The organism is Empedobacter sp. UBA5924 (assembly GCF_002431085.1).
In the GTDB taxonomy this organism is placed as follows: domain Bacteria; phylum Bacteroidota; class Bacteroidia; order Flavobacteriales; family Weeksellaceae; genus Empedobacter; species Empedobacter falsenii_B.
In genome coordinates this window covers 17,448-40,397 of record NZ_DJDM01000009.1, presented here as the reverse complement: position 1 = coordinate 40,397, position 22,950 = coordinate 17,448, and the positions used below count along the sequence as shown (strand labels likewise).

At 32.9% G+C, this 22,950-nt stretch carries 20 protein-coding genes and 1 other RNA gene; 9 read left to right on the top strand and 12 right to left on the bottom strand.

The annotated features are described in order from the left end of the window. Positions 1 to 44: 44 nt before the first annotated feature. From B3792_RS02250 to ssrA, 4 genes are all read right to left on the bottom strand, one after another. A complete protein-coding gene (locus tag B3792_RS02250; protein WP_291068756.1) occupies positions 45 to 320 on the bottom strand; it encodes a helix-turn-helix domain-containing protein in 276 nt (91 codons plus the stop codon). A gap of 59 nt (positions 321 to 379) precedes the next feature. Then, complete coding sequence (locus tag B3792_RS02245) at positions 380 to 1,090, bottom strand: hypothetical protein (RefSeq protein WP_291068754.1); 711 nt, start codon at positions 1,088 to 1,090, stop codon at positions 380 to 382. Then, positions 1,087 to 2,319 (bottom strand): tyrosine-type recombinase/integrase, encoded by a 1,233-nt coding sequence (locus B3792_RS02240; protein ID WP_291068752.1) that lies wholly within the window; start codon positions 2,317 to 2,319, stop codon positions 1,087 to 1,089. The genes B3792_RS02245 and B3792_RS02240 overlap by 4 nt, the downstream gene beginning before the upstream one ends. A 148-nt stretch (positions 2,320 to 2,467) precedes the next feature. Further along, positions 2,468 to 2,865, bottom strand: a transfer-messenger RNA (tmRNA) gene (gene ssrA / locus B3792_RS02235). A 141-nt stretch (positions 2,866 to 3,006) separates the two neighbouring features. Between ssrA and B3792_RS02230 the strand changes: the two genes are divergently transcribed. Next, positions 3,007 to 4,512, top strand: a complete 1,506-nt coding sequence (locus tag B3792_RS02230; RefSeq protein ID WP_286474546.1) for an aldehyde dehydrogenase family protein — start codon at positions 3,007 to 3,009, stop codon at positions 4,510 to 4,512. Between the two features lie 28 nt (positions 4,513 to 4,540). Beyond that, positions 4,541 to 4,912 (top strand): DUF779 domain-containing protein, encoded by a 372-nt coding sequence (locus tag B3792_RS02225; RefSeq protein WP_180905490.1) that lies wholly within the window; start codon positions 4,541 to 4,543, stop codon positions 4,910 to 4,912. A 53-nt stretch (positions 4,913 to 4,965) separates the two neighbouring features. Here the strand turns inward: B3792_RS02225 and gltX are convergent, their stop codons facing one another. Continuing rightward, positions 4,966 to 6,474, bottom strand: coding sequence for a glutamate--tRNA ligase (gltX, locus tag B3792_RS02220; RefSeq protein ID WP_180905491.1), 1,509 nt, complete (start codon positions 6,472 to 6,474; stop codon positions 4,966 to 4,968). Between the two features lie 118 nt (positions 6,475 to 6,592). On the opposite strand from gltX, the gene B3792_RS02215 reads away from it, so the two are divergent. The 4 genes from B3792_RS02215 (at position 6,593) to B3792_RS02200 (ending at position 12,010) form a co-directional block, all read left to right on the top strand. Further along, positions 6,593 to 7,462: an MBL fold metallo-hydrolase gene (locus B3792_RS02215; RefSeq protein ID WP_280061916.1), complete on the top strand. Its 870-nt coding sequence runs from the start codon at positions 6,593 to 6,595 to the stop codon at positions 7,460 to 7,462. An 86-nt stretch (positions 7,463 to 7,548) separates the two neighbouring features. Next, entirely contained in the window at positions 7,549 to 9,222 is a 1,674-nt protein-coding gene (locus tag B3792_RS02210) for a PSP1 domain-containing protein (RefSeq protein WP_286474538.1), read from the top strand. Then, a complete protein-coding gene (locus B3792_RS02205) occupies positions 9,206 to 9,667 on the top strand; it encodes a gliding motility lipoprotein GldH (protein WP_084106949.1) in 462 nt (153 codons plus the stop codon). The genes B3792_RS02210 and B3792_RS02205 overlap by 17 nt, the downstream gene beginning before the upstream one ends. A 6-nt stretch (positions 9,668 to 9,673) precedes the next feature. Continuing rightward, complete coding sequence (locus tag B3792_RS02200) at positions 9,674 to 12,010, top strand: penicillin-binding protein 1A (protein WP_291068748.1); 2,337 nt, start codon at positions 9,674 to 9,676, stop codon at positions 12,008 to 12,010. A 54-nt stretch (positions 12,011 to 12,064) separates the two neighbouring features. Here the strand turns inward: B3792_RS02200 and B3792_RS02195 are convergent, their stop codons facing one another. Both B3792_RS02195 and B3792_RS02190 read right to left on the bottom strand, forming a co-directional pair. Then, positions 12,065 to 12,286, bottom strand: a complete 222-nt coding sequence (locus tag B3792_RS02195) for a hypothetical protein (protein WP_286501603.1) — start codon at positions 12,284 to 12,286, stop codon at positions 12,065 to 12,067. A gap of 14 nt (positions 12,287 to 12,300) precedes the next feature. Continuing rightward, entirely contained in the window at positions 12,301 to 12,825 is a 525-nt protein-coding gene (locus B3792_RS02190; protein WP_291068745.1) for a GNAT family N-acetyltransferase, read from the bottom strand. A 94-nt stretch (positions 12,826 to 12,919) separates the two neighbouring features. On the opposite strand from B3792_RS02190, the gene metG reads away from it, so the two are divergent. After that, positions 12,920 to 14,956 carry a methionine--tRNA ligase gene (gene metG / locus B3792_RS02185; RefSeq protein WP_291068743.1) on the top strand — a complete coding sequence of 679 codons (2,037 nt, stop codon included), beginning with the start codon at positions 12,920 to 12,922 and terminating at the stop codon, positions 14,954 to 14,956. 84 nt (positions 14,957 to 15,040) lie between these two features. On the opposite strand, the gene B3792_RS02180 is transcribed toward metG, so the two are convergent. The 4 genes from B3792_RS02180 to B3792_RS02165 all read right to left on the bottom strand — a co-directional run bounded on the left by B3792_RS02180 (position 15,041) and on the right by B3792_RS02165 (position 20,604). Continuing rightward, positions 15,041 to 16,012: an SPFH domain-containing protein gene (locus B3792_RS02180; RefSeq protein WP_291068742.1), complete on the bottom strand. Its 972-nt coding sequence runs from the start codon at positions 16,010 to 16,012 to the stop codon at positions 15,041 to 15,043. Positions 16,013 to 16,069: 57 nt separating this feature from the next. Next, complete coding sequence (locus B3792_RS02175; protein WP_291046743.1) at positions 16,070 to 16,396, bottom strand: iron-sulfur cluster assembly protein; 327 nt, start codon at positions 16,394 to 16,396, stop codon at positions 16,070 to 16,072. Between the two features lie 195 nt (positions 16,397 to 16,591). Then, a complete protein-coding gene (locus B3792_RS02170; RefSeq protein ID WP_291059184.1) occupies positions 16,592 to 17,767 on the bottom strand; it encodes a hypothetical protein in 1,176 nt (391 codons plus the stop codon). A 44-nt stretch (positions 17,768 to 17,811) separates the two neighbouring features. Then, positions 17,812 to 20,604, bottom strand: coding sequence for a TonB-dependent receptor domain-containing protein (locus B3792_RS02165; RefSeq protein ID WP_291059182.1), 2,793 nt, complete (start codon positions 20,602 to 20,604; stop codon positions 17,812 to 17,814). A 148-nt stretch (positions 20,605 to 20,752) separates the two neighbouring features. On the opposite strand from B3792_RS02165, the gene B3792_RS02160 reads away from it, so the two are divergent. Continuing rightward, complete coding sequence (locus tag B3792_RS02160; RefSeq protein ID WP_291068740.1) at positions 20,753 to 21,433, top strand: response regulator transcription factor; 681 nt, start codon at positions 20,753 to 20,755, stop codon at positions 21,431 to 21,433. A gap of 9 nt (positions 21,434 to 21,442) precedes the next feature. Beyond that, the gene (locus B3792_RS02155) at positions 21,443 to 22,471 is read left to right on the top strand and encodes a sensor histidine kinase (RefSeq protein WP_038336818.1); all 1,029 of its coding nucleotides are present in this window, start codon (positions 21,443 to 21,445) and stop codon (positions 22,469 to 22,471) included. Between the two features lie 2 nt (positions 22,472 to 22,473). On the opposite strand, the gene B3792_RS02150 is transcribed toward B3792_RS02155, so the two are convergent. Continuing rightward, positions 22,474 to 22,875, bottom strand: a complete 402-nt coding sequence (locus B3792_RS02150) for a hypothetical protein (protein WP_038336819.1) — start codon at positions 22,873 to 22,875, stop codon at positions 22,474 to 22,476. Positions 22,876 to 22,950 lie beyond the last annotated feature (75 nt).

Genomic DNA, 22,950 nt, shown 5'->3' with positions numbered 1-22,950 from the left:
CATATTTTAGCGGATACGTAGGTACCCCTCCCATAGGGAGGGTCTTATCTACTTTTACCTTTCTTTTGAAGGATTAGAGAATTCTTTAAATCGAAAAGAGTAAAACGTACTGCTCGACCGATTTTAGAATATGGAATTAAATTATTTCTCTTATAGTTATCTAGGGTAGAAACTGAGATACCAAACATTGATGCCGCCTGTTCTTTTGTTAAATAAATATCTTTTTCTTTTAATTCATTTCTTTCTTTAGCAAGTTCTTTAGCAACTTGATCTTTTACCATTTGGTGAACGAAAACCTCGTTAATAATTGCGTTGTGCATAGTTTTAAATTTTATACTCCAAAACTACCCTGTATAAAAATTAGGGATTCCCTAATTCGTCAATCCTTAATTATTTTTGCACCAATTTTATTTAGAATTTTCTCAACATCAGTACAACTCTTAGCGGATTTCAGTGGATTATTTTTAGAAACATTATTTTTCACCATACCATTTAATGCAGACTGTATTGTCGTCACATTCTCTCCTGTAATTAAACTAATTACTCTAGCCTTCGCATTGGTTGATGTAACTAACTCGTTAACATTATCAAAGTGATCAAGGATGCCAAGTTTGTACAATGCAATTATTTTTTTAGCGACAGATTCAAACTTTAGATCATCAACATTAAAAATGTTTGGATCATTAACCTCCGCATTCATACGATCTAAATTTTGCTCCAAATATTGAAGCTTTTTATATTGTTGGAGTTTTACATCGCCCACAATTTTCGAATCTATAAATTCAAAAAAATGATCTTTTAAATTAATCGTATGATAAGATCCTCTTTCATAATATAATCGATCAAGAATTTTTTCTTTTTCTAACTGAAGCAAATTTTTAGCTTCGTATAGATCAAGAGCATTTAACTTCTTATTTATAATTAACTCGAAGGATTCAAACTTATTGAAGAACCAATCAATACTTTCTTCCTCCCCTGCTTTAGTTAATTTTACAAAAAGCTCTGTATAATCAACTGGATCTTTAAAGTCCTCTTCTATTGATATTTCTAATAATCCATCAAAAACATCCCAATATTCTAAAAATTTCATTCGTTTGTAATTTTAATTTCTACGTCTTTTAAAACCATCTCCAGCAGTTTTGATTCTTGTGTTTTACTCATCTTTATGTAGCCCTTAACCGTTTTCTCTTGCTTGTGTCCAGTTGCTAGCATTATAACATCCAAAGGAACTCCTTTAGAATAATAAATTGTGACAAAAGTACGTCTTGCTGTATGAGATGAAATTCGATCCATTCTCTTAATATTTTCATTATTTACCAATGGACGCTCTAACAAACTACATTTTTTAGCTATATCCTGAAGCTTTTTATTGAACTTTTGATTAGAATATCGAATAGGCCAACCTAAAGGATATTTTTCTAAAATTAATTTCAGATTTTTCATCAATGGAAACTGAATTGATACGTTGGTTTTTTCTTGAATAAATTTTAGTGAATAATCATCCACAACATAGTTTGAGGTTATCTTATTAAGGTCAGAGAACCTTTGACCAGTTATAACAAGCGATAAGAATTGATCCCTCACTAATGCAAGTGAACTATCATAATTTAGATCTAAATTTATAATTTCATTTAATTCGTCTTCTGTTAGTGCTATCTGGTAAGACTCCTCATCTTTAGTTAAGAATGATTTTGCTTTATAGTACTGATGAACCACATGTTCTAAATCTTCTGCAAATCTTAATATTGTTCTAATATATTTTAATCGACGATAGATAGTTGTCCCAGCATATTCTAGTTCAAAAAGATAGTCTACAAACCCGTTTCTCATATTAACATCGAATTTATCTAAGGTGATTATTTCGTTGTTACGTAATTGATAATTAATGATATTATTCTTTGCTAGGTTAATAGTTTTAATTGAAGAATCTGCTAAATACTTTTGAGTTCTAATATACAAGTCAAATGCCTCCGCAACTGTTTTAATTTTTGCTTTAGATTCAATTTTACCACCATCGAAGAAATGATTTTTAAATTTCAATTTAAACTCTTGCTTTAATGGTGATCTTCCTAAATCATTATCAAGAGACAAGTATACGTCTGTAGCTGCTGATTTCATTTTTTCTAAATGTGAATTAATTTCTATACCAATTCTATTATAACCAGAATCTTTCACCTTCATTTTTGATGGATTCCAATTCTTCGGAAGAATTTTCTTTTTAGAGCTTATTCTAATTTGTTGCGAATCCCATCTCACTACCATTTCTATTGTCGTTTCTAAGTTTGAAGATGGTTTTGCTAATACGAAAGTTATATTCATGATACTAAGCGTTTCTATAAAATTACAAAAACGGATGGAAAAACGGATGAAAAATTTAATAGTTGTTAATAGAAGAAATTTTATAAAATAAAAAAACCTCCTAAAAATAGAAGGTTTAGATACGATACATAATAAGTAACATTTAAAGTTGTGGAGCTGGCGGGATTCGAACCCGCGTCCAAACAAGCAACAAATAAGCTTTCTCCATGCTTAGTTTATTATTAATTTTCGACGATATCCTGAGAATAAACACTCTGTCAACCGCTTATCATCTAAAATCTCGAAACCTATCCGATGCACTAAGGTTTCTATTCTTACTTTCCCGTGTCCCTGTATCAAACGCCGTAAGTCAAGGCTTTTGAGGGACATTCAGCTTCTATACCTAGTATAGACGTGGCGTATTCTTACTAAAATTCAGAATTATGCAGCTAAAGCGTACTCTTCGTTGCCAGTTAAAAAGTTGAAGTGCCTGATTAAAGTGAGTACACAACCTATCACTGCATGCTTACTTACCCATTGGCCCTGCTGTCAAAACCAGTCAGCCCCATAAAGTAAATTGTCAATAAATAATTGACGGATGCCAAATGTACAAATTTTATACCAAATAGAATTAACTTTTTCTAAACATAATTATTGAACAAATTTGAATAAATTAGAGAAAATTCAATTCACAAAAATTTTAATAAAATGGGAAACTTAGTTAATGTACCTACATTCAAAGATCATTATGACAATTACATCAATGGTCAATTTACGCCACCTACAAACGGAAAATACTTTGATGTTGTAACGCCACTTACTGGAAAAGTTTTTACAAAAGCTGCTCATTCTTCGGAAGAAGATTTAGCAAAAGCGGTAGATGCGGCTCACGAAGCTTTCAAAAGTTGGAGTCAAACTTCGCCAACGCAACGAAGCATTATTTTGAATAAAATTGCAGATCGAATCGAAGAAAATTTACAAAATGTTGCGGCTGTAGAAACCTACGATAACGGAAAACCAGTTCGCGAAACGTTGAATGCTGATATTCCTTTAGCTATCGATCATTTCAGATATTTTGCTTCAGTTATTCGTGCTGAGGAAGGTTCTATCAACGAATTAGATAAAGATACTGTTTCAATTATTATCCATGAGCCAATTGGTGTTGTTGCGCAAATTATTCCTTGGAACTTCCCAATTTTGATGGCGGTTTGGAAATTAGCTCCTGCTTTGGCTGCTGGAAACTGTGTGGTTTTAAAACCTGCTGAATCTACTCCTATCTCGATTTTATATTTATTCGAATTAATTGGAGATTTATTACCTCCAGGAGTTGTGAACATTGTAAATGGTTTCGGTGGAGAATTAGGTCGCGCATTGGTGACAAATCCTAAAGTATCGAAAGCTGCATTTACAGGATCTACAGCTACAGGGCGTTTCGTGATGCAATATGCAACAGAAAATATTATTCCAGTTACGTTAGAATTAGGTGGAAAATCGCCAAATGTATTCTTCGAATCTGTAATGGATCATGATGATGATTTCTTAGACAAAGCAATTGAAGGTGCAGTATTATTTGCACTTAATCAAGGTGAAATTTGTACATGTCCTTCTCGATTATTGATTCAAGAATCTATTTATGATAAGTTTATTGCACGAGTTGTAGAGCGTGTAAATATGATTAAAGCAGGAAATCCTCTTGATCCTGAAACAATGATTGGTGCGCAAGCTTCTCAAATTCAATATGACAAAATTTTAAGTTATATTAAATTAGGAAAAGAAGAAGGTGCAGAAGTTTTAACTGGTGGAGATGCTAATCATTTACAAGGAGATATCGAAAATGGTTATTACATCAAACCAACATTATTTAAAGGAAATAACAAGATGCGTATTTTCCAAGAAGAGATTTTTGGACCTGTATTAGCTGTAACAACTTTCAAAGATGAAGCAGAAGCGATTGAACTTGCTAATGATACAATTTATGGTTTAGGAGCTGGAGTTTGGACGCGTGATGCACATCAATTGTATCAAGTTCCACGCGCTATTCAGGCTGGTCGTGTTTGGGTTAATCAATATCATAGTTATCCTGCTGGAGCGCCTTTCGGAGGTTATAAACAATCTGGAATCGGACGTGAGAACCACAAAATGATGTTAGACCATTATCGTCAAACTAAAAATATGTTAGTTTCTTATAGCAAAAAGAAATTAGGTTTCTTCTAAATCAATAATTAATTAAAAATCTCAAAAAATGAAACGTGTTGATGCAACAGAAAAAGCAATTAATTTATTGAATGAATTAAAAGCAAAACATGGCGATTTAATGCTTTATCAAGCGGGAGGTTGCTGTGAAGGAACGCAACCACAATGTTTCAGAAAAGGAGAATTTTACCTTCGATACAAAGATGTTTGCATTGGAGAAATTGATGGAGTTGAATTTTGGATTGACAAAGATCTGTTCGAATATTGGAAACATGCACATTTCGAATTAGATGTAATTGATGCGATTGGCGCAGGAGGTTTTTCGTTAGAAGTTCCGCTTGGCAAAACATTTAAAGTCAATTATCGAATATTCTCTCAAGAAGAACTTAATCAATTAGACGAAGTTAAAATCAATTTATAACAGAAAAGCCATTTGCAATGCAAATGGCTTTTTTATTTATGATAGAAATAATTTTATCCTAAAACTTCAATCGCTTTGTTGATACGTGCAATCGTTTCCTCTTTTCCTAAAATTGCCATAATCACAGGAACATCTGGTCCTTGTAACGCACCAACTAAACTAAGACGTAAAGGCATTCCGATTTTTCCAAATCCAATTTCTTGAGCTGTAACAAATTCTGCCATTGCATCGTGTAAAATTTCTGAAGTAAATTCTGATGAATTTAAAACTTCAACAAATTTTCCTAAAATCTCTTTCGAATCATCTTTCCATGCTTTTTTAGCTGCTTTTTCGTCGTAAGTAGAAGGAGCTATATAAAAGAATTGACCTTGCTCGAAAATATCTTTTACAAAGTTTGCTCTTTCTTTTAACAATTCAACCACTTTTGCATCTAAAACTGGATTCGGTTCGATTCCGTTTTCTTTTAAAACTTCTTCGAAAGATGGCAATAATTCTTCAACAGATTTTTGTTGTAAATATTGGTGATTAAACCAAGTTGCTTTTTCTGGAGAAAAACGTGCACCTGATTTCGAAACTTTTTCTAATGAAAATAATTGAATCAATTCTTCCATTGTAAAAATCTCTTGATCAGTTCCAGAATTCCACCCCAATAAAGCTAACATATTCAACACTGCATCTGGAAAATAACCTTCTTGTTTGTATCCTTTTGCAATTCCTTCTTCTGTTTTCCATTCCATTGGGAAAACTGGAAATCCGTGTTTGTCTCCATCACGTTTGCTTAATTTTCCTTTTCCTTCTGGTTTCAAGATTAATGGTAAATGTGCGAAACGAGGCGCTTCCCAACCAAATGCATCATACAATAATTCGTGTAAAGCCATTGATGGTAACCATTCTTCTCCACGAATTACGTGAGAAATTCCCATCAAATGATCGTCCACAATATTAGCTAAGTGATACGTTGGCATTCCATCAGATTTAAACAAAACTTTATCATCTAAAGTTGCTGCATCAATCGTGATTTTTCCACGAATCATATCATCCAATAAAACTGTACGCGAATCATCAATTTTGAAACGAATCACATAAGGTGTTCCATTCTCAATTAAAGCTTTTGTTTCATCTTCCGTCAACGATAAAGAGTTTTTCAAATTTCCTCTTGTCGACCAGTTATAAATAAATGTTTCTTTATTTTCTTCTGCTTTTGCACGTGCAGCGTCTAATTCTTCTGCCGTATCAAACGCATAATATGCATTTCCTGAAGCTAATAATTCGTCTACATATTGTTTGTAGATTTCTTTACGCTCTGATTGACGGTAAGAACCTAAGTCTCCACCAAAACCAACACCTTCATCAGGAGTTAAGCCTAACCATTTCAACGAATCGATAATATATTGTTCAGCACCTTCCACATAACGTGTTTGGTCTGTATCCTCTATTCTTAATAAGAATTTTCCGTTATTATGTTTTGCGAAAAGATAATTGTATAACGCAGTACGGACTCCTCCGATGTGTAACGCACCTGTTGGACTTGGCGCAAATCTTACACGAACTTCTTTTGCCATTGTATCAAAATTTTTGCAAATTTAAGTCGTTCAATTCTATAATAGATATTTATTTTAAATAATATTCTATTTTTTATCTTCGTGAAAGCAAAATTCAACAAAATAAAACCACATAAAAATGAAATTATATTCAATAGAAACAGGAAATTTTAAATTAGATGGCGGCGCAATGTTCGGTATTGTACCAAAATCGATTTGGAATAAAACCAATCCTGCTGATGATAGAAATTTAATCGATCTTGCAATGAGATGTCTATTAATCGAAGATGGCGAACGATTAATATTAATTGATACCGGAATCGGAACTAAACAAGATGCAAAATTCTTTGGGTTTTATTATTTGTGGGGCGATGCTACTTTGGATAATTCTCTAGCCAAACATGGATTTCATCGCGATGATATTACAGATGTTTTCTTGACGCATTTACATTTTGATCATTGTGGTGGCGCAATTCAATATAACAAAGAGAAAGATTATTTAGAAGCTTCATTCAAAAACGCAAAATTTTGGTCAAATGCGAATCATTGGGATTGGGCTGTAAATCCAAATCCTCGCGAAAAAGCATCTTTCCTGAAAGAAAATATTTTACCTCTACAAGAAAGTGGACAACTTAATTTGATTGATTTACCTCAAAATGGAGCAATTATAGAAAATTCTCCACTTGGTTTTGATATTTTATTTGTAGATGGACATACCGAAAAACAAATGTTGCCAATTATTACCTATAAAGGCAAAAAAATAGTTTATATCGCAGATTTAATCCCAACTGTAGGACATATTCCGCTAATTTATGTGATTGGGTTTGATACACGACCTTTAATAACAGTTGAAGAAAAAGGAACGTTTTTACAAAAAGCAGTCGAAAATGAATATATTTTGTTTTTTGAACACGATCATGTCAACGAATTAGCTACGTTAAAATTAACAGAAAAAGGTATTAGATTAGACCAAACCTATTCATTCTCAGAAGTTTTTGATTCAATTTAAAATCAATTTCATAACCGAAATGATTTCACAAATTCAGAAAAATATTTTCATACCTTTGTGTTGTCATTTAAAAAAATTATAGAAGCATGGGATGTGGATCTTGTGGAACTTCTAATGGCCTTCCGAAAGGATGTAACAATAATGGTGCTTGTGGCACTGATGGTTGTGGAAAATTATCAGTTTTTGATTGGTTATCGAATATGCAACTTCCAAATGGACAAGAAAAGTTCAATTTTGTGGAAGTTCGTTTCAAAAACGATCGAAAGTTTTATTATAAAAACGAAAACAACATATCTCTAAATATTGGCGATGTAATCGCTGTTGAAGGAACACCTGGTCATGATATTGGGGTTGTTACACTTACGGGTGAGCTTGTTAGAATCCAGATGAAAAAAAAGAATCTTTCGTGGACTGCGGAAGATGTCAAGAAGGTTTATCGTAAAGCGAACCAAAAAGATATAGAAACTTGGGTAGAGTTTCGAGATAGAGAAAAACAAACAATGGTTGATTCTCGAATTATGGCGAAAAACCTTAATTTGGAAATGAAAATCTGTGATGTTGAGTACCAAGGGGATGGAGCGAAAGTTACATTTTATTATACAGCAGAAGGACGTGTCGATTTCCGTCAATTAATCAAAGAATACGCAGGTAAATTTGGCGTAAGAATTGAGATGAAACAAATCGGATATCGTCAAGAAGCAGCAAAAGTTGGTGGAATTGGATCTTGTGGACGCGAATTATGTTGTTCGACTTGGTTAACAGATTTCCGCTCTGTGAGCACTGCTGCGGCACGTTATCAACAATTGTCAATTAACTCGCAAAAGTTAGCTGGACAATGTGGTAAATTAAAATGTTGTTTAAATTTTGAATTAGATTCATATTTAGATGCATTAAATAGTTTTCCGTCGATAGAAAGCCGTTTCGAGACTGAAAAAGGTTGGGCACATTGTGTTAAAATAGACGTTTTCAAGAAAGAAATGTGGTTTGCTTATGACAAAGGAGGAATTGTTTGGTACAAATTTTCGGTAGACGATATTCAAGAATTTTTAGCAATTACTGCAAAAGGTCAAAAAACTGAACCTTTAGAAGATTTAGCTAAAAATGTAGAAGAATCGAAACCAGATTTTACAGATGTAATTGGAGAAGATTCTTTAGAACGTTTTGAACGTAAAGAAAAGCAAAACAAAAAACGTAAAAGAATTAAGAATAATCAAAATTCTGGAAACGAAAAAGTTGCGACGAATGCTAATAATCTAAAACCTCAGAAGGCAAAACAAAAACAGCCTAACGAAGCGAAAGATAAGGCGAATCGTCTTGAAAATAAACAAGGAAAGAATCCAAATCAGTCTAAAAAGAATAATCAAAGTAGACCGAACAAAAATTCGAATCCTAATCAGAATCAGCAACAACAAAATCAGCCAAAAGAGAAGCAACAGCCAACTCAGGCGAAAGAGCAACAAGCTCAACCAAATACTGATCAGCAAAAGCCGCAAGGAAATAATCGCAATCGCAATCAACAAAAGCGAAAACCGAATAATCCGAGCAATAATAGCCAACAAAATAATCAAACAAATCAGGCTAATCAGTCAACTCAACAACCAAAAAAACAACCTCAGCAAAATAATCAAAATGCTGAGCAAAAACCGAAAACTAAGGACGAGAATCAAGCAAATAATTCTCAACCGAAACCAAATAAATCGAAGAATCGAAATAAAAAAAGATTTAATCGTGGGCCAAAACCAGATGATACGCAACAGTAGTTTGCTTTTTATTTTAGTCTTTTTATTGTTTAGTTGCGAGGCTAAACATTATTATCAAGACACAAAAGATGTGAAAGACGAATGGAAGAGTAATCAGCCTCAAACCTTTACGTTTGATGTAAAAGATCCTAAACCTTCGGCTGTTAACATTGGATTTGTGTTAAGAAATAATACGTCGTATGAATATAGTAACTTATATTTGTTCACGAAATTCATCGATCCTAAAGGAAATGAAATGATTGATACCTTACAGTATTACATTGCAAATCCTGATGGAAGCTGGATTGGTAAAGGAATGACAACAAAAGAAATGATGTTGGTTTATCGCGAAAATTTACCAATAAAAGACTCTGGTCGCTATCAACTAAAAGTTTGGCAAGGTATGCGAACAAAGAATTTGAAAGGAATCGAAGACATTAGTTTGATTGTTGATAAAGCTGAATAATACAGAATGGAAAACAATAAAAATCCTAAAACAAGCACAACTTCTAAAGCAAAAAAGAAGTTCAATAGCTTTTCATTAGCCAAAAAAATAATCGTTACCATTTGGGTACTGTTTTTTTGTGCCGTATTAGGAATTTTCGGAATCTTTTGGGCGACATCTAACGGATGGTTAGGTGAAATTCCCAATGTACGTGATTTAGAAAATCCTGATATTTATGTTTCATCAGAAATTATTTCTTCTGATGGTGTTTTGTTAGATCGTTTCGAAGCAGAACGCAGAACACCAGTCGATTACAAAGATTTACCACCACATTTAGTTGATGCATTGTTAGCAAAAGAGGACGTTCGTTTCTTTGATCATTCAGGTGTAGATATTAAAGCTGCTTTCCGTGCTATATCTTCAGGAGGTGATTCAGGAGGTGGATCTACAATTACACAGCAGTTAGCAAAACAGTTGTACACAAAAGATCCTTCTTCTAATAAAGTGAAACGTGGTTTACAAAAACTAAAAGAATGGGTAACATCTGTTCAATTAGAAAAATTGTATACAAAAGAAGAAATCATTGCGATGTACTTCAATAAGTTTGACTTTATCTATGGTGCAAAAGGTATTGAATCTGCTTCTAAAGTTTATTTCAACAAAACAACAAAAGAATTAAACTTAGATGAAGCTGCAACATTGGTTTCAATGTTTCAAAATCCTGTAAAATTCAACCCTGTAAAAAATCCTGCATTATCTACAGAAAAAAGAAATCTTGTATTAGATCAAATGATGAAATACAACAAAATTTCTCAAGCTGAAGGGGAAGCTGCAAAAGCTACACCATTGGTTACAGATAAACAAGATATTATGCAGCATGATGAATCACATTCAGCATATTTCAAATCTGCTTTGAGAAAGGAAATTCAGCAATGGATGGTTGATTATGAGAAAGAAACAGGAAAATCTTATAACCTTGAAAAAGATGGTTTAAAAATTTATGTAACGTTAGACTCAAGAATGCAGAATTTAGCTGAAGAAGCGGTTAAAAAACAATTAAAAGTTTTACAAGATCAATTCTTTGGAGAGCAACGTGGACGTAGTTTAGCACCATTTTATAATATTTCTGCTGCAAAAAGAACACAAATCTTTAAGCAAGCAATGGCTCGTACAGATTTGTATAAAAAGATGAAAGCCGAAGGAAAATCTGAAGCTGAAATCGAAACTGTTTTCAATACACCTCGCGACTCTGTTCAGTTCTTTACATGGAACGGAATTCAGTACAAAAAAGGAAAAACATTGATGGATTCAATCGAATATCACAAACATATTTTACAAGCTGGTTTAATGTCAATGGATCCAAAAGATGGAACAATCAAAGCTTGGGTTGGAGGAATCGATTGGAATTATTTCAAATTTGACCACGTAAAACAAGCACGTCGTCAGGTAGGTTCTACGTTCAAACCGTTTGTTTATGCAACAGCGATTAATCAATTAGGATTAACACCTTGTCATACTGTTTCTAATGAGAGAATTCCAGGAAATTGGTCTCCTCGAAATGCTAATGGTAAATATGGTGGATCTCAAGATTTAAGAACTGCATTAGCTTATTCAACAAATATTGTCGCTGCTCGTTTGATTATGCAAACAGGTACAGAACCTGTAATTCAAATGGCTCGTGACCTTGGAGTTGAATCTCCTATCGTAAAAGACCCTACAATTGCATTAGGTTCTGCCGATTTATCATTGTATGAAATGGTTGGTGCGATGAGTGCTTTTGCAAATGGTGGTATTTACATTAAACCGCAATTAATCTTAAGAATAGAAGATAAACAAGGAAAAGTTATCAAAGATTATACACCTCAAACACGAGAAGTTGTTAATGAAAACGTAGCGTACACTATGATTGATTTGATGAAAGGTGTTGTAGAAAGAGGTTCTGGTTCGCGTCTTAGAAATAGATATAACATCACAGCAGAAGTTGCTGGTAAAACAGGTACAACAAACGAAAACTCTGACGGTTGGTTTATGGGATTAACACCAAATTTAGTTACTGGAGTTTGGGTTGGTGCAGAAGACCGATTTGCTCACTTTGCAAGTACAGCCACAGGACAAGGAGCTAATACAGCTTTACCTATTTGGGCTTACTATATGCAAGGCGTTTACAAAGAAGGAGGAAAGTTTGGCGTAACAGCTGGAGATAAATTTGACAAACCTAAGGACATTGAAAAACACTGGGATTGTTCGAATACATACGGATTCCATCAATATGATGAAATGTATGATCCAGGTCCAATTATTGAAGGAAGTGGAAGTGAAAGCGTAGGCGAAAACTATGAAGTTCCTGATGAAGAAGGTCAATAAGTAAATTCTATAAAACAAAATAGCCACTCAAATTTGAGTGGCTATTTTTATGATTTATAATTCTTCTTTTTCCTCTGCGTTATCAAACTGATTGTTGTACGCTTCACGTTCTTGTGCCAATTTCTTTTCGCGTTGTTTTTTCTTAAAATCTCGAATTGTCATATACGTTAACAACACAACAAGCGCTGCAACCAAAAAATAATTAGCATACGTAAATAAGTTCGTAATTGTATCCGTTACCACCTCATCTGGTGTTACAACAGCTTTTTCTTCCATAGGAAATATTTTAATTATTGATAGAATTCTTTCGGATATTCTACCATTCCATTTACATTTTTCAGCGCATCTTCCACTAACTCAATTGCCATACAATTTTCATCTGGAACATCAAAAGGTAACTGAATATCAAAGTCAGATGCTTTTCTGTAACCAAATTTAGGATAATAAGTTGGATGACCTAACAAAATAATCGATTCAAAACCTAATTCTCTCGCTTTCTTATGCGCAAATTTTATTAAATGACCTCCAATTCCATTTCCTTGATAATTAGGTAAAACCGCTACAGGAGCAAGTGCTAAAGAATCGTAAGAAAAATCTGAATGATTAATTTTAATCTTTGTCAATAAAATATAACCAACAATCATTTCGTTCATTTCACATACCAAAGACAAATCAGGAACAAAACTATCAGAATTTCGTAATCGTTCTACTAAAAACTGCTCACGATGATCACTATATTCTTCATTTTCAAATGCCTTTTCAATCAATTTAAAAACTTGTTTATAATCGCTTTTCTCCTCTTTCCTAATATTCATTCCTTCATAAATTGATTAACTTTATAAAATTAGAAAAAGGTTTTAACAAAACAAACAACAAATCGTATCTTTGTCGCTTATAGATTTTAAGCAAATGAGTCAACCAAAAAGATATACAATTACAGCGGCTTTACCTTATGCTAACGGACCATTGCACATTGGTCACATGGCAGGTGTTTACGTTCCTTCTGATATTTATGCGCGTTTTTTACGAAGAAAAGGAAAAGATGTAGCATTTATTGGAGGTTCTGACGAACATGGTATTCCAATTACAATTCGTGCCAAAAAAGAAGGCGTTACGCCTCAAGACATTGTTGATCGTTACCACGAAAATATCAAAAATACATTGGCTAATTTTGGTGTGACGTTCGATATTTATTCTCGTACAACATCTGATAAACACAGAGAAGTTGCTCAAGATTTCTTCAAAACGTTGTATAATAACAACAAGTTTACAGAAGATGTTACGGAACAATTTTACGATGAAGATGCGCATGAATTTTTAGCGGATCGATACATTCGTGGTGAATGTCCGAAATGTGGTAATCCTGATGCTTACGGCGATCAATGTGAAAAATGTGGCTCTACATTAAGCCCAGAAGAATTGATTAATCCTCGTTCTGCTTTATCTGGAAATACTCCAATCAGAAAAGAAACAAAAAACTGGTATTTACCATTAGATCAATACCAAGATTTCTTATCAAAATGGATTTTAGAAGGTCACAAAAATGATTGGAAATCGAGTGTTTATGGTCAAGTAAAATCTTGGTTAGATGATGGTTTAAAACCTCGTGCAATGACACGCGATTTGAACTGGGGAATTCCTGTTCCTGTTGATGGAGCTGAAGGAAAAGTAATGTATGTTTGGTTCGATGCGCCAATTGGTTATATTTCTTTCACACAAGAATGGGCAGAGAAAAACGGTAAAAACTGGAAAGATTATTGGCAAAATGAAGAAACGAAATTGGTTCATTTCATCGGAAAGGACAATATCGTTTTCCACTGTATCATTTTCCCAACAATGATGAAAGCGCATGGCGATTACATTATGCCTGATAATGTTCCTGCAAACGAATTCTTGAATTTAGAAGATGATAAAATCTCAACTTCTCGTAATTGGGCGGTTTGGGCACACGAATATTTAGAAGATTTCCCAAATCAACAAGATACATTGCGTTATGTGTTGACGGCAAATATGCCTGAAAATAAAGACAATAACTTTACGTGGAAAGATTTCCAAACAAAAAACAACTCAGAATTAGTTGGAATTTTAGGAAACTTTATTAACCGTGTAATGGTGCTTTCTCACAAATATTACGAAGGAATTGTTCCTGCAAAAACAATTGAATTTGAAGAATTAACTGAAATCAAATATTTTGCAAAGCGCATTGGTGATCATTTAGAGAAATATGAATTCCGTGCTGCGTTGACAGAATATATGAATTTAGCTCGTCTTGGAAATCAATTTTTACAAGCGCAAGAACCTTGGAAAAAAGGTGATGATCCAGAAGCTGTAAAAGGAATTATGTATGCTGCGACGCAAATTGCTGCGGCATTAGGACAATTGGGAGAACCATTTATTCCATTCGCTTCTGAAAAAATGTTGGCTATGATGAATGTAGAAAAAATGAGTTGGGATGATTTAGAATCAACAGACGAATTTGTAAAAGCTGGACATCAATTAGGACAATCTGAATTAATTTTTGCAAAAATTGAAGACGAAGCAATCGAAGCACAAATCAATAAATTAAACGAAAGTAAAGTCAAAAATAATATGACAAATCCAAACGCAGAACCTCAAAAAGAATTGATTTCTTTTGATGATTTCCAAAAAATGGATATCCGTATCGGAACTATTTTAGAAGCGAAAAAAGTTGAAAAAGCAGACAAATTATTCGAACTAAAAGTGGATACTGGAATGGACGTTCGTACTATTGTTTCTGGTATTGCAGAACATTTTACGTTAGAAGAAATCGTTGGAAAACAAGCAATGGTTTTAGCAAATTTAGCGCCTCGTAAAATTCGTGGAATCGAATCGAACGGAATGTTATTATTCGCTGATAAAGCAGACGGAAAATTAACGTTTGTAAATCCAGAAGAAGAAACGCCAAACGGTGTTCAAGTTGGGTAGACTTAGATTTTAGATATAAGTATTGAGATATTAGAAAGCCACTTCGATGAAGTGGCTTTTATGTTTAATAATATAATTTTATTTCTAAGGATGTTCTGGAAAAGTAAACGAATCGCCTTGAATTGGTTTATTTTTTCGTTGAGCCGGATTATCTTCTTTTGTTATTTGATGTTCATTCAACTCATGTGCTGCGGTAAACGAAGTTACCATTGTATTAAGCATTTCCGAAGCTGCAGTTGGTGAATTTGGTAACAAAACTAATTTGCTTCCAGATTTTTCTCCAATCGCTTGCAAGGTATCATAATGTTGCGTCACCACAATTAACGCAGAAGCTTCTTGCGACGTAATTCCTGCTCCATTCAATACATCTACAGATTCCAATAAACCTTTTGCAATTTCGCGACGTTGATCCGCAATACCTTGTCCTTGCAAACGCTTCGATTCTGCTTCGGCTCTTGCTTTTTCTACAATCAAAATACGTGCAGCATCACCTTCATATTGCGCCGCTAATTTTTCACGTTCCGCAGCATTAATACGATTCATCGCATGCTTTACTTGCTCATCTGGATCAATATCGGTTACCAACGTTTTGACAATTTCGTAACCATATGAATTCATTGCTTCTTGCAATTCACTTTTTACCGCAACCGCAATATCATCTTTCTTCTCGAAAACATCATCTAAACGAAGTTTTGGAACCTCAGCTCGAACAACGTCAAAAACGAAAGAAGTTATTTGAGTATAAGGATTATCTAATTTGTAAAATGCATCATAAACTTGAGTTTTGATGACTTGATATTGAACAGAAACTTTCAATCGAACAAATACATCATCTTTTGTCTTCGTTTCGACAACAACATCTAATTGTTGAATTTTAAGAGACATTTTTCCAGCAATTCTGTCCACAATCGGAATTTTGAATTGTAATCCTGGGTTACGAATACTATTAAATTTCCCGAAACGCTCTATTACAACTGCAGTTTGTTGTTTTACTGTAAAGACGAATAAAAAAAGGAAAATAATTCCAAGAAAAACGATCACGCCTAAATATCCCATAAGTTTTAGTGTTTTGAATTTGTTGGATTAAGATACAAAAAAATTAGGAATGTTAAGTTATAACATTCCTAATTCGAATTTTGCTTCTTCGCTCATCATATCTCTATCCCAAGGTGGATCGAACGTAATTTCTACGTAACATTTCGTTACATATTCTATCTCTTCTACGCGCTGTTCTACCTCTAATGGTAAACTTTCTGCAACTGGACAGTTTGGAGATGTAAGAGTCATGGTAACTTTTACTTCACCATCTGCATTTACTTGCGCATCATAAACTAATCCTAACTCGTATATATCTACTGGAATCTCCGGATCAAAAACGGTCTTGAATTTTTCAACCAATTTTTCTCCAATCGAATCTAATTGTTCTTCTGTTAATGCCATTATTTCAATTCTTAATGGTACAAATGTACAAATACTTTATCTTACGTGGAATTTTTCTAAATAACTATTTTTAATGACTTAAAATAAAATAGTTATAATAGAAGAAAATCGCTTCTTTGGAGAACCCAAAAAAGCGATTTACAAACACGAAGAACTTTTTTATAAGAAAAGTTTAATCATTCATTATATAGATTTTTATTTTAATCCTGTCCAAGCTGCCCATGTTGGGATATCTGCTCCGTTACCAGCTCCTGTAGCATTCGGATTAGTTGTATATGCTTTAGAAACATCTACAGCTTCTTTTTTACTATTTGTTCCTTTACTTTCTTTATCTACATTGATAAAACGAACATTTGTCAATTTTCCTCCTTGATTAAACCAGTTAACAGAACGATCTGTTTCAATATCTAAACCTGTAACAAAATTTGCAATAACTAAGTTGTCAATATTCCCATTAGTACCTGCTCTTAATTTTGCACCTTGAGATTCTGGCCCTTCTTTAGTTCCTACAACCGTTACATTTTTAAGTGTTGGGTTAGAAATTGGTGTTGCATCAGGATTTGTATCTTGATTATCCGCTTCTATACCTCTATTCCCCATTTCTCCACCGATTGCTGCAGGTCTTCTTTTTGCGTACCAATTTGTACCCGTACCCGACCAACCTTCTGTCCAGTCAAAAGAATCGTCTCCAACACCGTTTACAATTATGTTACTTGCATTTACAGTTCCTCCGAAGAATTCAATTCCATCATCACCTCCATTTTCAATGTAGATGTTATCGATTTTTGTTCCGTTACCAACACCAAATAATGAAAGTCCATTAAATTCTTTTTGATCATTATATCTTGCTCCTGAATCTTTAATAATTACATAAGTTAACGATCCTGAGTTATCTGCACTCTCTTTACCTCCATAAATTTTATCTCCTAATTCTGAAGTTGATTCACCTGAAGCACTACGATTAGATGGAGCTTTTCCTAAGATAACAATTCCTCCCCATTCTCCTGGTGTATGATTAACTCCTTGAAAAACAATAGGACTTGCAGATGTTCCATTTGCATATATTTTACCTCCTCTATCTACAATAATGTAAGAAGCAGTACCTCCTTTTGTAATAAACTTAGTTCCAGCAGGAATCGTTAATGTTGCTCCATTTTCAACCGTTACTTTACCTGTTAGGTTATATGTTTTCGAAGGATCTAATGTTAAAGACTTTCCTGTTTTTATTGTACCTTCAAATTTTTCAGGTGTTAAAGGGTTTTTATCATCAATTACTTCACCACTATCATCATTGTTGCTACATGAAATTACCATTGCAGTAGAAGATAAAATTGTTGCACAAAAAAGTGCTTTAAAGATTAATTTTTTCATTTGTATTGTTTTTGTTTGTAATTTTTATATTCTATTGTTGATTTTTAAAGTGTGTGAGAAAATCCTAATCCAACTTGGATTCCTCTGTTATAATTTTCGAGAATGTAGTTTGTTCCTCTATTATTTTGTTCGATCGTGAAATTTGGATTTAATAAATTCTTTCCAAATACTGATAAAGTCGTTTTTTCTGATAAATTGAAACGTATATTAGCATCTAGCAAATTGATTGCTTTCAGCATTTGAGAACCTCTTTCTTGAGAACCAATTGCATATACGTTTTTACCTACATAACCATAAACAAGCATTGCGTCTAATTTCTTTTTACCTCCTAAAGAAGTAGAATAACCAAGACTTGCATTTCCTGAAAAGCGAGCTGCTCCAACCATTTCTTGGTCTGTCTTAGTGAAATTGGTTGCAATTCCTGTTTCATTTTTAACTTTCTCAAAATCTAATTTTTGGTTAGAATTTAATATAGCTGCGTTTAGGATTGTGTATAATTTTGACGTTGTAGAAAACTCAACAATATTTTTTCTCGCCTCTATTTCTGCACCATAAACATATCCGTTATCTCCAGTGTTAATGTATGTTAAATCATTTGCAGATGCTGAAGAAACGTTAACCCTTGAAATTGGATTTTTGATATATTTTCCAAAAGCAGTAATCGATAAGACTTCGTCTCTTTTTGGAAAAAATTCCCATTTTAGTTCTGCATTATAATTATCTGATGGATAAATCTTTGGTTGTCCGTATGTTGTATTCGTTACATCATCATAAGCAAAAGGTGCCATTTCTTTGATTTGTGGCAATGTATAAGTTTTAGATGCTGAAAAACGTAGATTTTGATTATCCGTTAAACTATATTTTAAATTCAATGCTGGTAAAATTTTGTTGTAATTCTTGTCAACTTTACCAGTCATCTCTCCAATATTTGTATTCCAGTCAACCATCAAATTGACATTATCATTTCTCAATCCAATTTGAACTAAGAATTTATCACTCAATTCATATTCTATGTTAGCAAAACCAGAGTAAATTTTTTGTTCTGCAGTATAACTTAATGGATCTAATAAATTTGGCAAATCTGAAGTTCCTGTTCCTCTAAGAGTGGATAAGGTAAACATCCCATTGTTAAAATTATTTTGATTAAAAAATGCATCTAAGTTATTTGGGTCTACAATTTGACCATTTTTTGTACCAATACTAATTTGGACTGCACCAAAATCACGCTTTTTATAAAGACCATACCCTCCAACGGTTAATTTTAGTCGATCCCATTTTTTCGTAATATCGGCTCTACCTTGAAAATCGTTTCCAGAAAATTCATCGTAATAACGGTGATTATCTCCTGGTGAATTACTAATTAGTATGTATTGATTAATCTTTTCATCTAACATCATCGTGTTTTGCATACGATTTGGACGTTCACTGTTGATATGATTAAAGGCTCCACCCCAATTCAATGTTAAGTTATTTCCAAATTGATGCTCACCAAAAAGTTGATTTGCAAAAACTGTTGTGACTTTATTATCTGCACGATGTACAAGACCTTGTCCATTTTCAGCAGTATCTCTCAAAAACCCTCTTAAGATTCGAAAATCTTGTTCTGATGCATGAATAGTATTTGAAGTTAACGTAATTTTATTGTTCGAATTGATTCTATAAATAAAATTTAATAAACCGTTTGTATTAGTTGTATAAGAAGAACGATCAACATTCAATTGCTTTAAATAATCTCCTGCAGCTGAAACGTTATTTTCCTGTCCTTCTCTGTATGCATAATGATTATCAAATCCTATATATCCATAGATAGAAAGTTTACCTTCTCTTCCAATATTTACATTTCCACCAGCCTCTAAATCAATTCCTGTGTTGAATGGATTTTTGGCATTTTTATAATCCCAATTTGTTTTAAAAGCATATTGCTTTACAGGATTGGTACTTGTTGGTAACTCTATTTTTTTGAATCCAAAAAAATTTGGACCATCTTGTTGTTTAAATTTATTATTATCTATTGTCTGTAAATTGACAGAAGAACCTACACCTATTTTTACATAAGCTTTTCCTGTATATTCTTTGGAAACGATGTCGATATTTGCTCCTGTAAAATCACCAATCATACGAGGATAAAATGATTTTTCAAGTGAAATATAATCGACCATATTTGTTTTGAAAATACCTAAATTAATATTCTTATTTTCAGGATCATCTGATGGAATGATAAAACCATTTAACGTAGTCGAATTGAAACGATCTCCTAATCCTCGGACGAAAATAATTCCCGTTCCTTCTTGTTTTATCGTTCCAGAAGCTTTAGTAATAGCAGTTGCAACATCCCCAATACCTTGTTTTTCTAATTGAGCTGCTCCAACTCGCTCTACAATTTCTGTAGATTTCTTCTGCATATTCAACAAGTTAGACTCAGCTGATTTACTTCTTACTCCAGTCACTACAGCTGTCGACAAATCAATTTTTCCATCTTTAAAATCTTCCGGTTGCAAATACATGTTAAGATTCGTCTCCTCTGTTAAAGTTTTCGTAATGGTTTGATAACCGTCAACTTTTACATCGATTTGATAAACATCATCCGGAATAGAAATTTCATAGTACCCTTTCTCGTTTGTTTTTGCTTGAATATTTAATCCTTCAACCACAAAAGTTTTTTCAGAAAGTGGTTGGTTTGTTTTTTGATCAAATAAAGTTCCTTCTAATTTAATATTAGTTTGCGCAAATAATGCTGCAGAACCTAATAATAAAAGTAAAGTTAAATTGCGTTTCATTGCGATTGTATAATTCGTGTTTGTTTGATGGCAAAGTTGCGGCAATCCAATGAAAAACATTTTTAAAAATTGTAAAGGTTTTGTTAGGTAAATGTTATGAAATTATCGTAACTTTAAATGAATGTTAAGAAATGTTTTTACCTAATTTCTCCTAAAATTTAAGCTTAATTTTACATCGACTAATTTTATTTAGTTATTACAAACAATTATGAAGAACATTAAAATTTTATTAGTTGACGACGAACCAGATATTTTAGAATTTATTGGTTACAACTTAAAAAAAGAAGGTTTTGAAGTAGAAACAGCTCAAAACGGACTAGAAGGTTTGAAACAAGCCAAAATTTTTCGCCCAGATTTGATTCTATTAGATGTAATGATGCCACAAATGGACGGAATGGAAATGTGTGCGGAATTGAGAAAATTAGATTCTTTTCAAGATACTTTGGTCGTTTTTCTTTCTGCTCGCGCCGAAGATTTTTCTCAATTAGCAGGTTATGATGCCGGTGCAAATGATTATATCTTAAAGCCTATCAAACCAAAAGTTTTAATCAGTAAACTAAATGCTTTATTAAAATTAAAACAACCTAACGAATCGCCAAAAGACGAATTTATCAAATTGAATAATTTCGAGATTAACCGCGAAACCTATAAAGTAAATTACCAAGGACAAGACTTTTTATTACCACGAAAAGAATTTGAATTGATTGCTTTATTAGCTTCAAATCCAGAACGTGTTTTCAAACGTGAAGAAATTTTGGAGAAAGTTTGGGGAAATGAAGTTGTAGTTGGCGGACGTACAATTGACGTACATATGCGCAAATTACGCGAAAAATTTGGGAACGATCGTTTCTCTACAATCAAAGGAATTGGATACAAAATAAATGACTAAAAGCTCGTAATGGCTTCAACTTTCAAAGTTCAAAACATCTTTCTATTTGCCTTTCTCAGTACATTATTCTTGGCTTTAGGATTTGTTTTGTTCTCTTTTTTATGGTTTGGAAATATTGATTTTATTCTCCAAGAAAAACTATTTTTCATCAGTTTAATGCTTCTTTTATTGATTGGATTATCAATATTTTATTGGTTTTCTTTAAAAAATCAACGAAGAAAAGATTTTACTGAAATCTCGAAAAATATTCCTCAATTTCAATCCAGCACAATGGATTTTGAAGAACTTTCTCAAAAAATTTCTACAATTACAGAAGATCAATCCAAAGAAATTGATGTTTTGAATGAGAGAGAAAATTACAGAAGAGATTTTCTTGGAAATATTTCGCATGAATTAAAAACGCCCCTTTTTTCAGTTCAGGGATATTTATTAACCTTGATTGAAGGTGGAGTTGAAGATGAATCTATTCGCGATAAATACTTAAACCGAATCAATAAATCGGTTGATCGATTGATTTATTTGGTCAAAGATTTGGACATGATTGCAGAGCTTGAACGTGGACGAATCAATATCGAATTTTCAGTTTTCAACTTGACGGCGCTTGTACAAGACGTTATTGATTTATTAGAAATTAAAGCTGAAAAAAATAACATCAAAATTTCTCTAAATTATCCTATTCATCAACCAATAAAAGTTGTAGGTGATATTCAGAAAATTCAACAGGTTTTAATCAATTTGATCGTAAACGCCATCAATTATTCTAATCCAAATACAGAAATTGACATCGATTTTGAAGAATATGATGATAAAATTCAAATCTCAATAAAAGATCAAGGCGTTGGGATAAAACAAGAAGACATTGACCGAATTTTCGAACGTTTTTATCGAATTGATAAATCTCGAAATCGTAACAATGGTGGATCTGGATTAGGTTTGGCAATTGTAAAACATATTTTAGAAGCTCATAAACAGAAAATTTATGTGACAAGTAAAATAGGAAAAGGCTCTACTTTTTCGTTCTATTTACAGAAAGCTTAATACTATTCTCGCTTCGTAAACTTCAAGGTAATGTTGTGTTTAAAAACTTTCAACGTGTCGTTTTTTGCCTCTTTCCACAAAAAATAAGGAGGTTTCAAATTCAATACATTTCCTTTTACAGCCAATGAATCCTCAAAAAGTTCAGCATAAAGAACTGTATCTTTTTTTAAGAATGCTTTGTCTTTATAATCAATCAAATAATAATCACTTCTGACATAAATAGGATCTTTGACACGAAGTGTTGAATCCTTTTTATCAAAATTCCATTTGATATTAATAGGATTAAAACCATCTTCGTACCCCACAAAAATACGTGTTGTATTTACAATATGACGAACAGAAAAAATAAGGACAGTAAAAAAAATAAGGATACCGATATAATATAATATCAATTCTTTTTTCATGGATTTGGTTTAGTTGTTGATTGTTAATGTACAAATATCGCCATTCTATCCTAAAAGATACATAAAAAATGTAAA

Coding starts and splice junctions, on each gene's coding strand:
- B3792_RS02250 (WP_291068756.1), bottom strand. CDS start 320: ATGCACAACGCAATTATTAACGAGGTTTTCGTTCACCAAATGGTAAAA.
- B3792_RS02245 (WP_291068754.1), bottom strand. CDS start 1,090: ATGAAATTTTTAGAATATTGGGATGTTTTTGATGGATTATTAGAAATA.
- B3792_RS02240 (WP_291068752.1), bottom strand. CDS start 2,319: ATGAATATAACTTTCGTATTAGCAAAACCATCTTCAAACTTAGAAACG.
- B3792_RS02230 (WP_286474546.1), top strand. CDS start 3,007: ATGGGAAACTTAGTTAATGTACCTACATTCAAAGATCATTATGACAAT.
- B3792_RS02225 (WP_180905490.1), top strand. CDS start 4,541: ATGAAACGTGTTGATGCAACAGAAAAAGCAATTAATTTATTGAATGAA.
- gltX (WP_180905491.1), bottom strand. CDS start 6,474: ATGGCAAAAGAAGTTCGTGTAAGATTTGCGCCAAGTCCAACAGGTGCG.
- B3792_RS02215 (WP_280061916.1), top strand. CDS start 6,593: ATGAAATTATATTCAATAGAAACAGGAAATTTTAAATTAGATGGCGGC.
- B3792_RS02210 (WP_286474538.1), top strand. CDS start 7,549: ATGGGATGTGGATCTTGTGGAACTTCTAATGGCCTTCCGAAAGGATGT.
- B3792_RS02205 (WP_084106949.1), top strand. CDS start 9,206: ATGATACGCAACAGTAGTTTGCTTTTTATTTTAGTCTTTTTATTGTTT.
- B3792_RS02200 (WP_291068748.1), top strand. CDS start 9,674: ATGGAAAACAATAAAAATCCTAAAACAAGCACAACTTCTAAAGCAAAA.
- B3792_RS02195 (WP_286501603.1), bottom strand. CDS start 12,286: ATGGAAGAAAAAGCTGTTGTAACACCAGATGAGGTGGTAACGGATACA.
- B3792_RS02190 (WP_291068745.1), bottom strand. CDS start 12,825: ATGAATATTAGGAAAGAGGAGAAAAGCGATTATAAACAAGTTTTTAAA.
- metG (WP_291068743.1), top strand. CDS start 12,920: ATGAGTCAACCAAAAAGATATACAATTACAGCGGCTTTACCTTATGCT.
- B3792_RS02180 (WP_291068742.1), bottom strand. CDS start 16,012: ATGGGATATTTAGGCGTGATCGTTTTTCTTGGAATTATTTTCCTTTTT.
- B3792_RS02175 (WP_291046743.1), bottom strand. CDS start 16,396: ATGGCATTAACAGAAGAACAATTAGATTCGATTGGAGAAAAATTGGTT.
- B3792_RS02170 (WP_291059184.1), bottom strand. CDS start 17,767: ATGAAAAAATTAATCTTTAAAGCACTTTTTTGTGCAACAATTTTATCT.
- B3792_RS02165 (WP_291059182.1), bottom strand. CDS start 20,604: ATGTTTTTCATTGGATTGCCGCAACTTTGCCATCAAACAAACACGAAT.
- B3792_RS02160 (WP_291068740.1), top strand. CDS start 20,753: ATGAAGAACATTAAAATTTTATTAGTTGACGACGAACCAGATATTTTA.
- B3792_RS02155 (WP_038336818.1), top strand. CDS start 21,443: ATGGCTTCAACTTTCAAAGTTCAAAACATCTTTCTATTTGCCTTTCTC.
- B3792_RS02150 (WP_038336819.1), bottom strand. CDS start 22,875: ATGAAAAAAGAATTGATATTATATTATATCGGTATCCTTATTTTTTTT.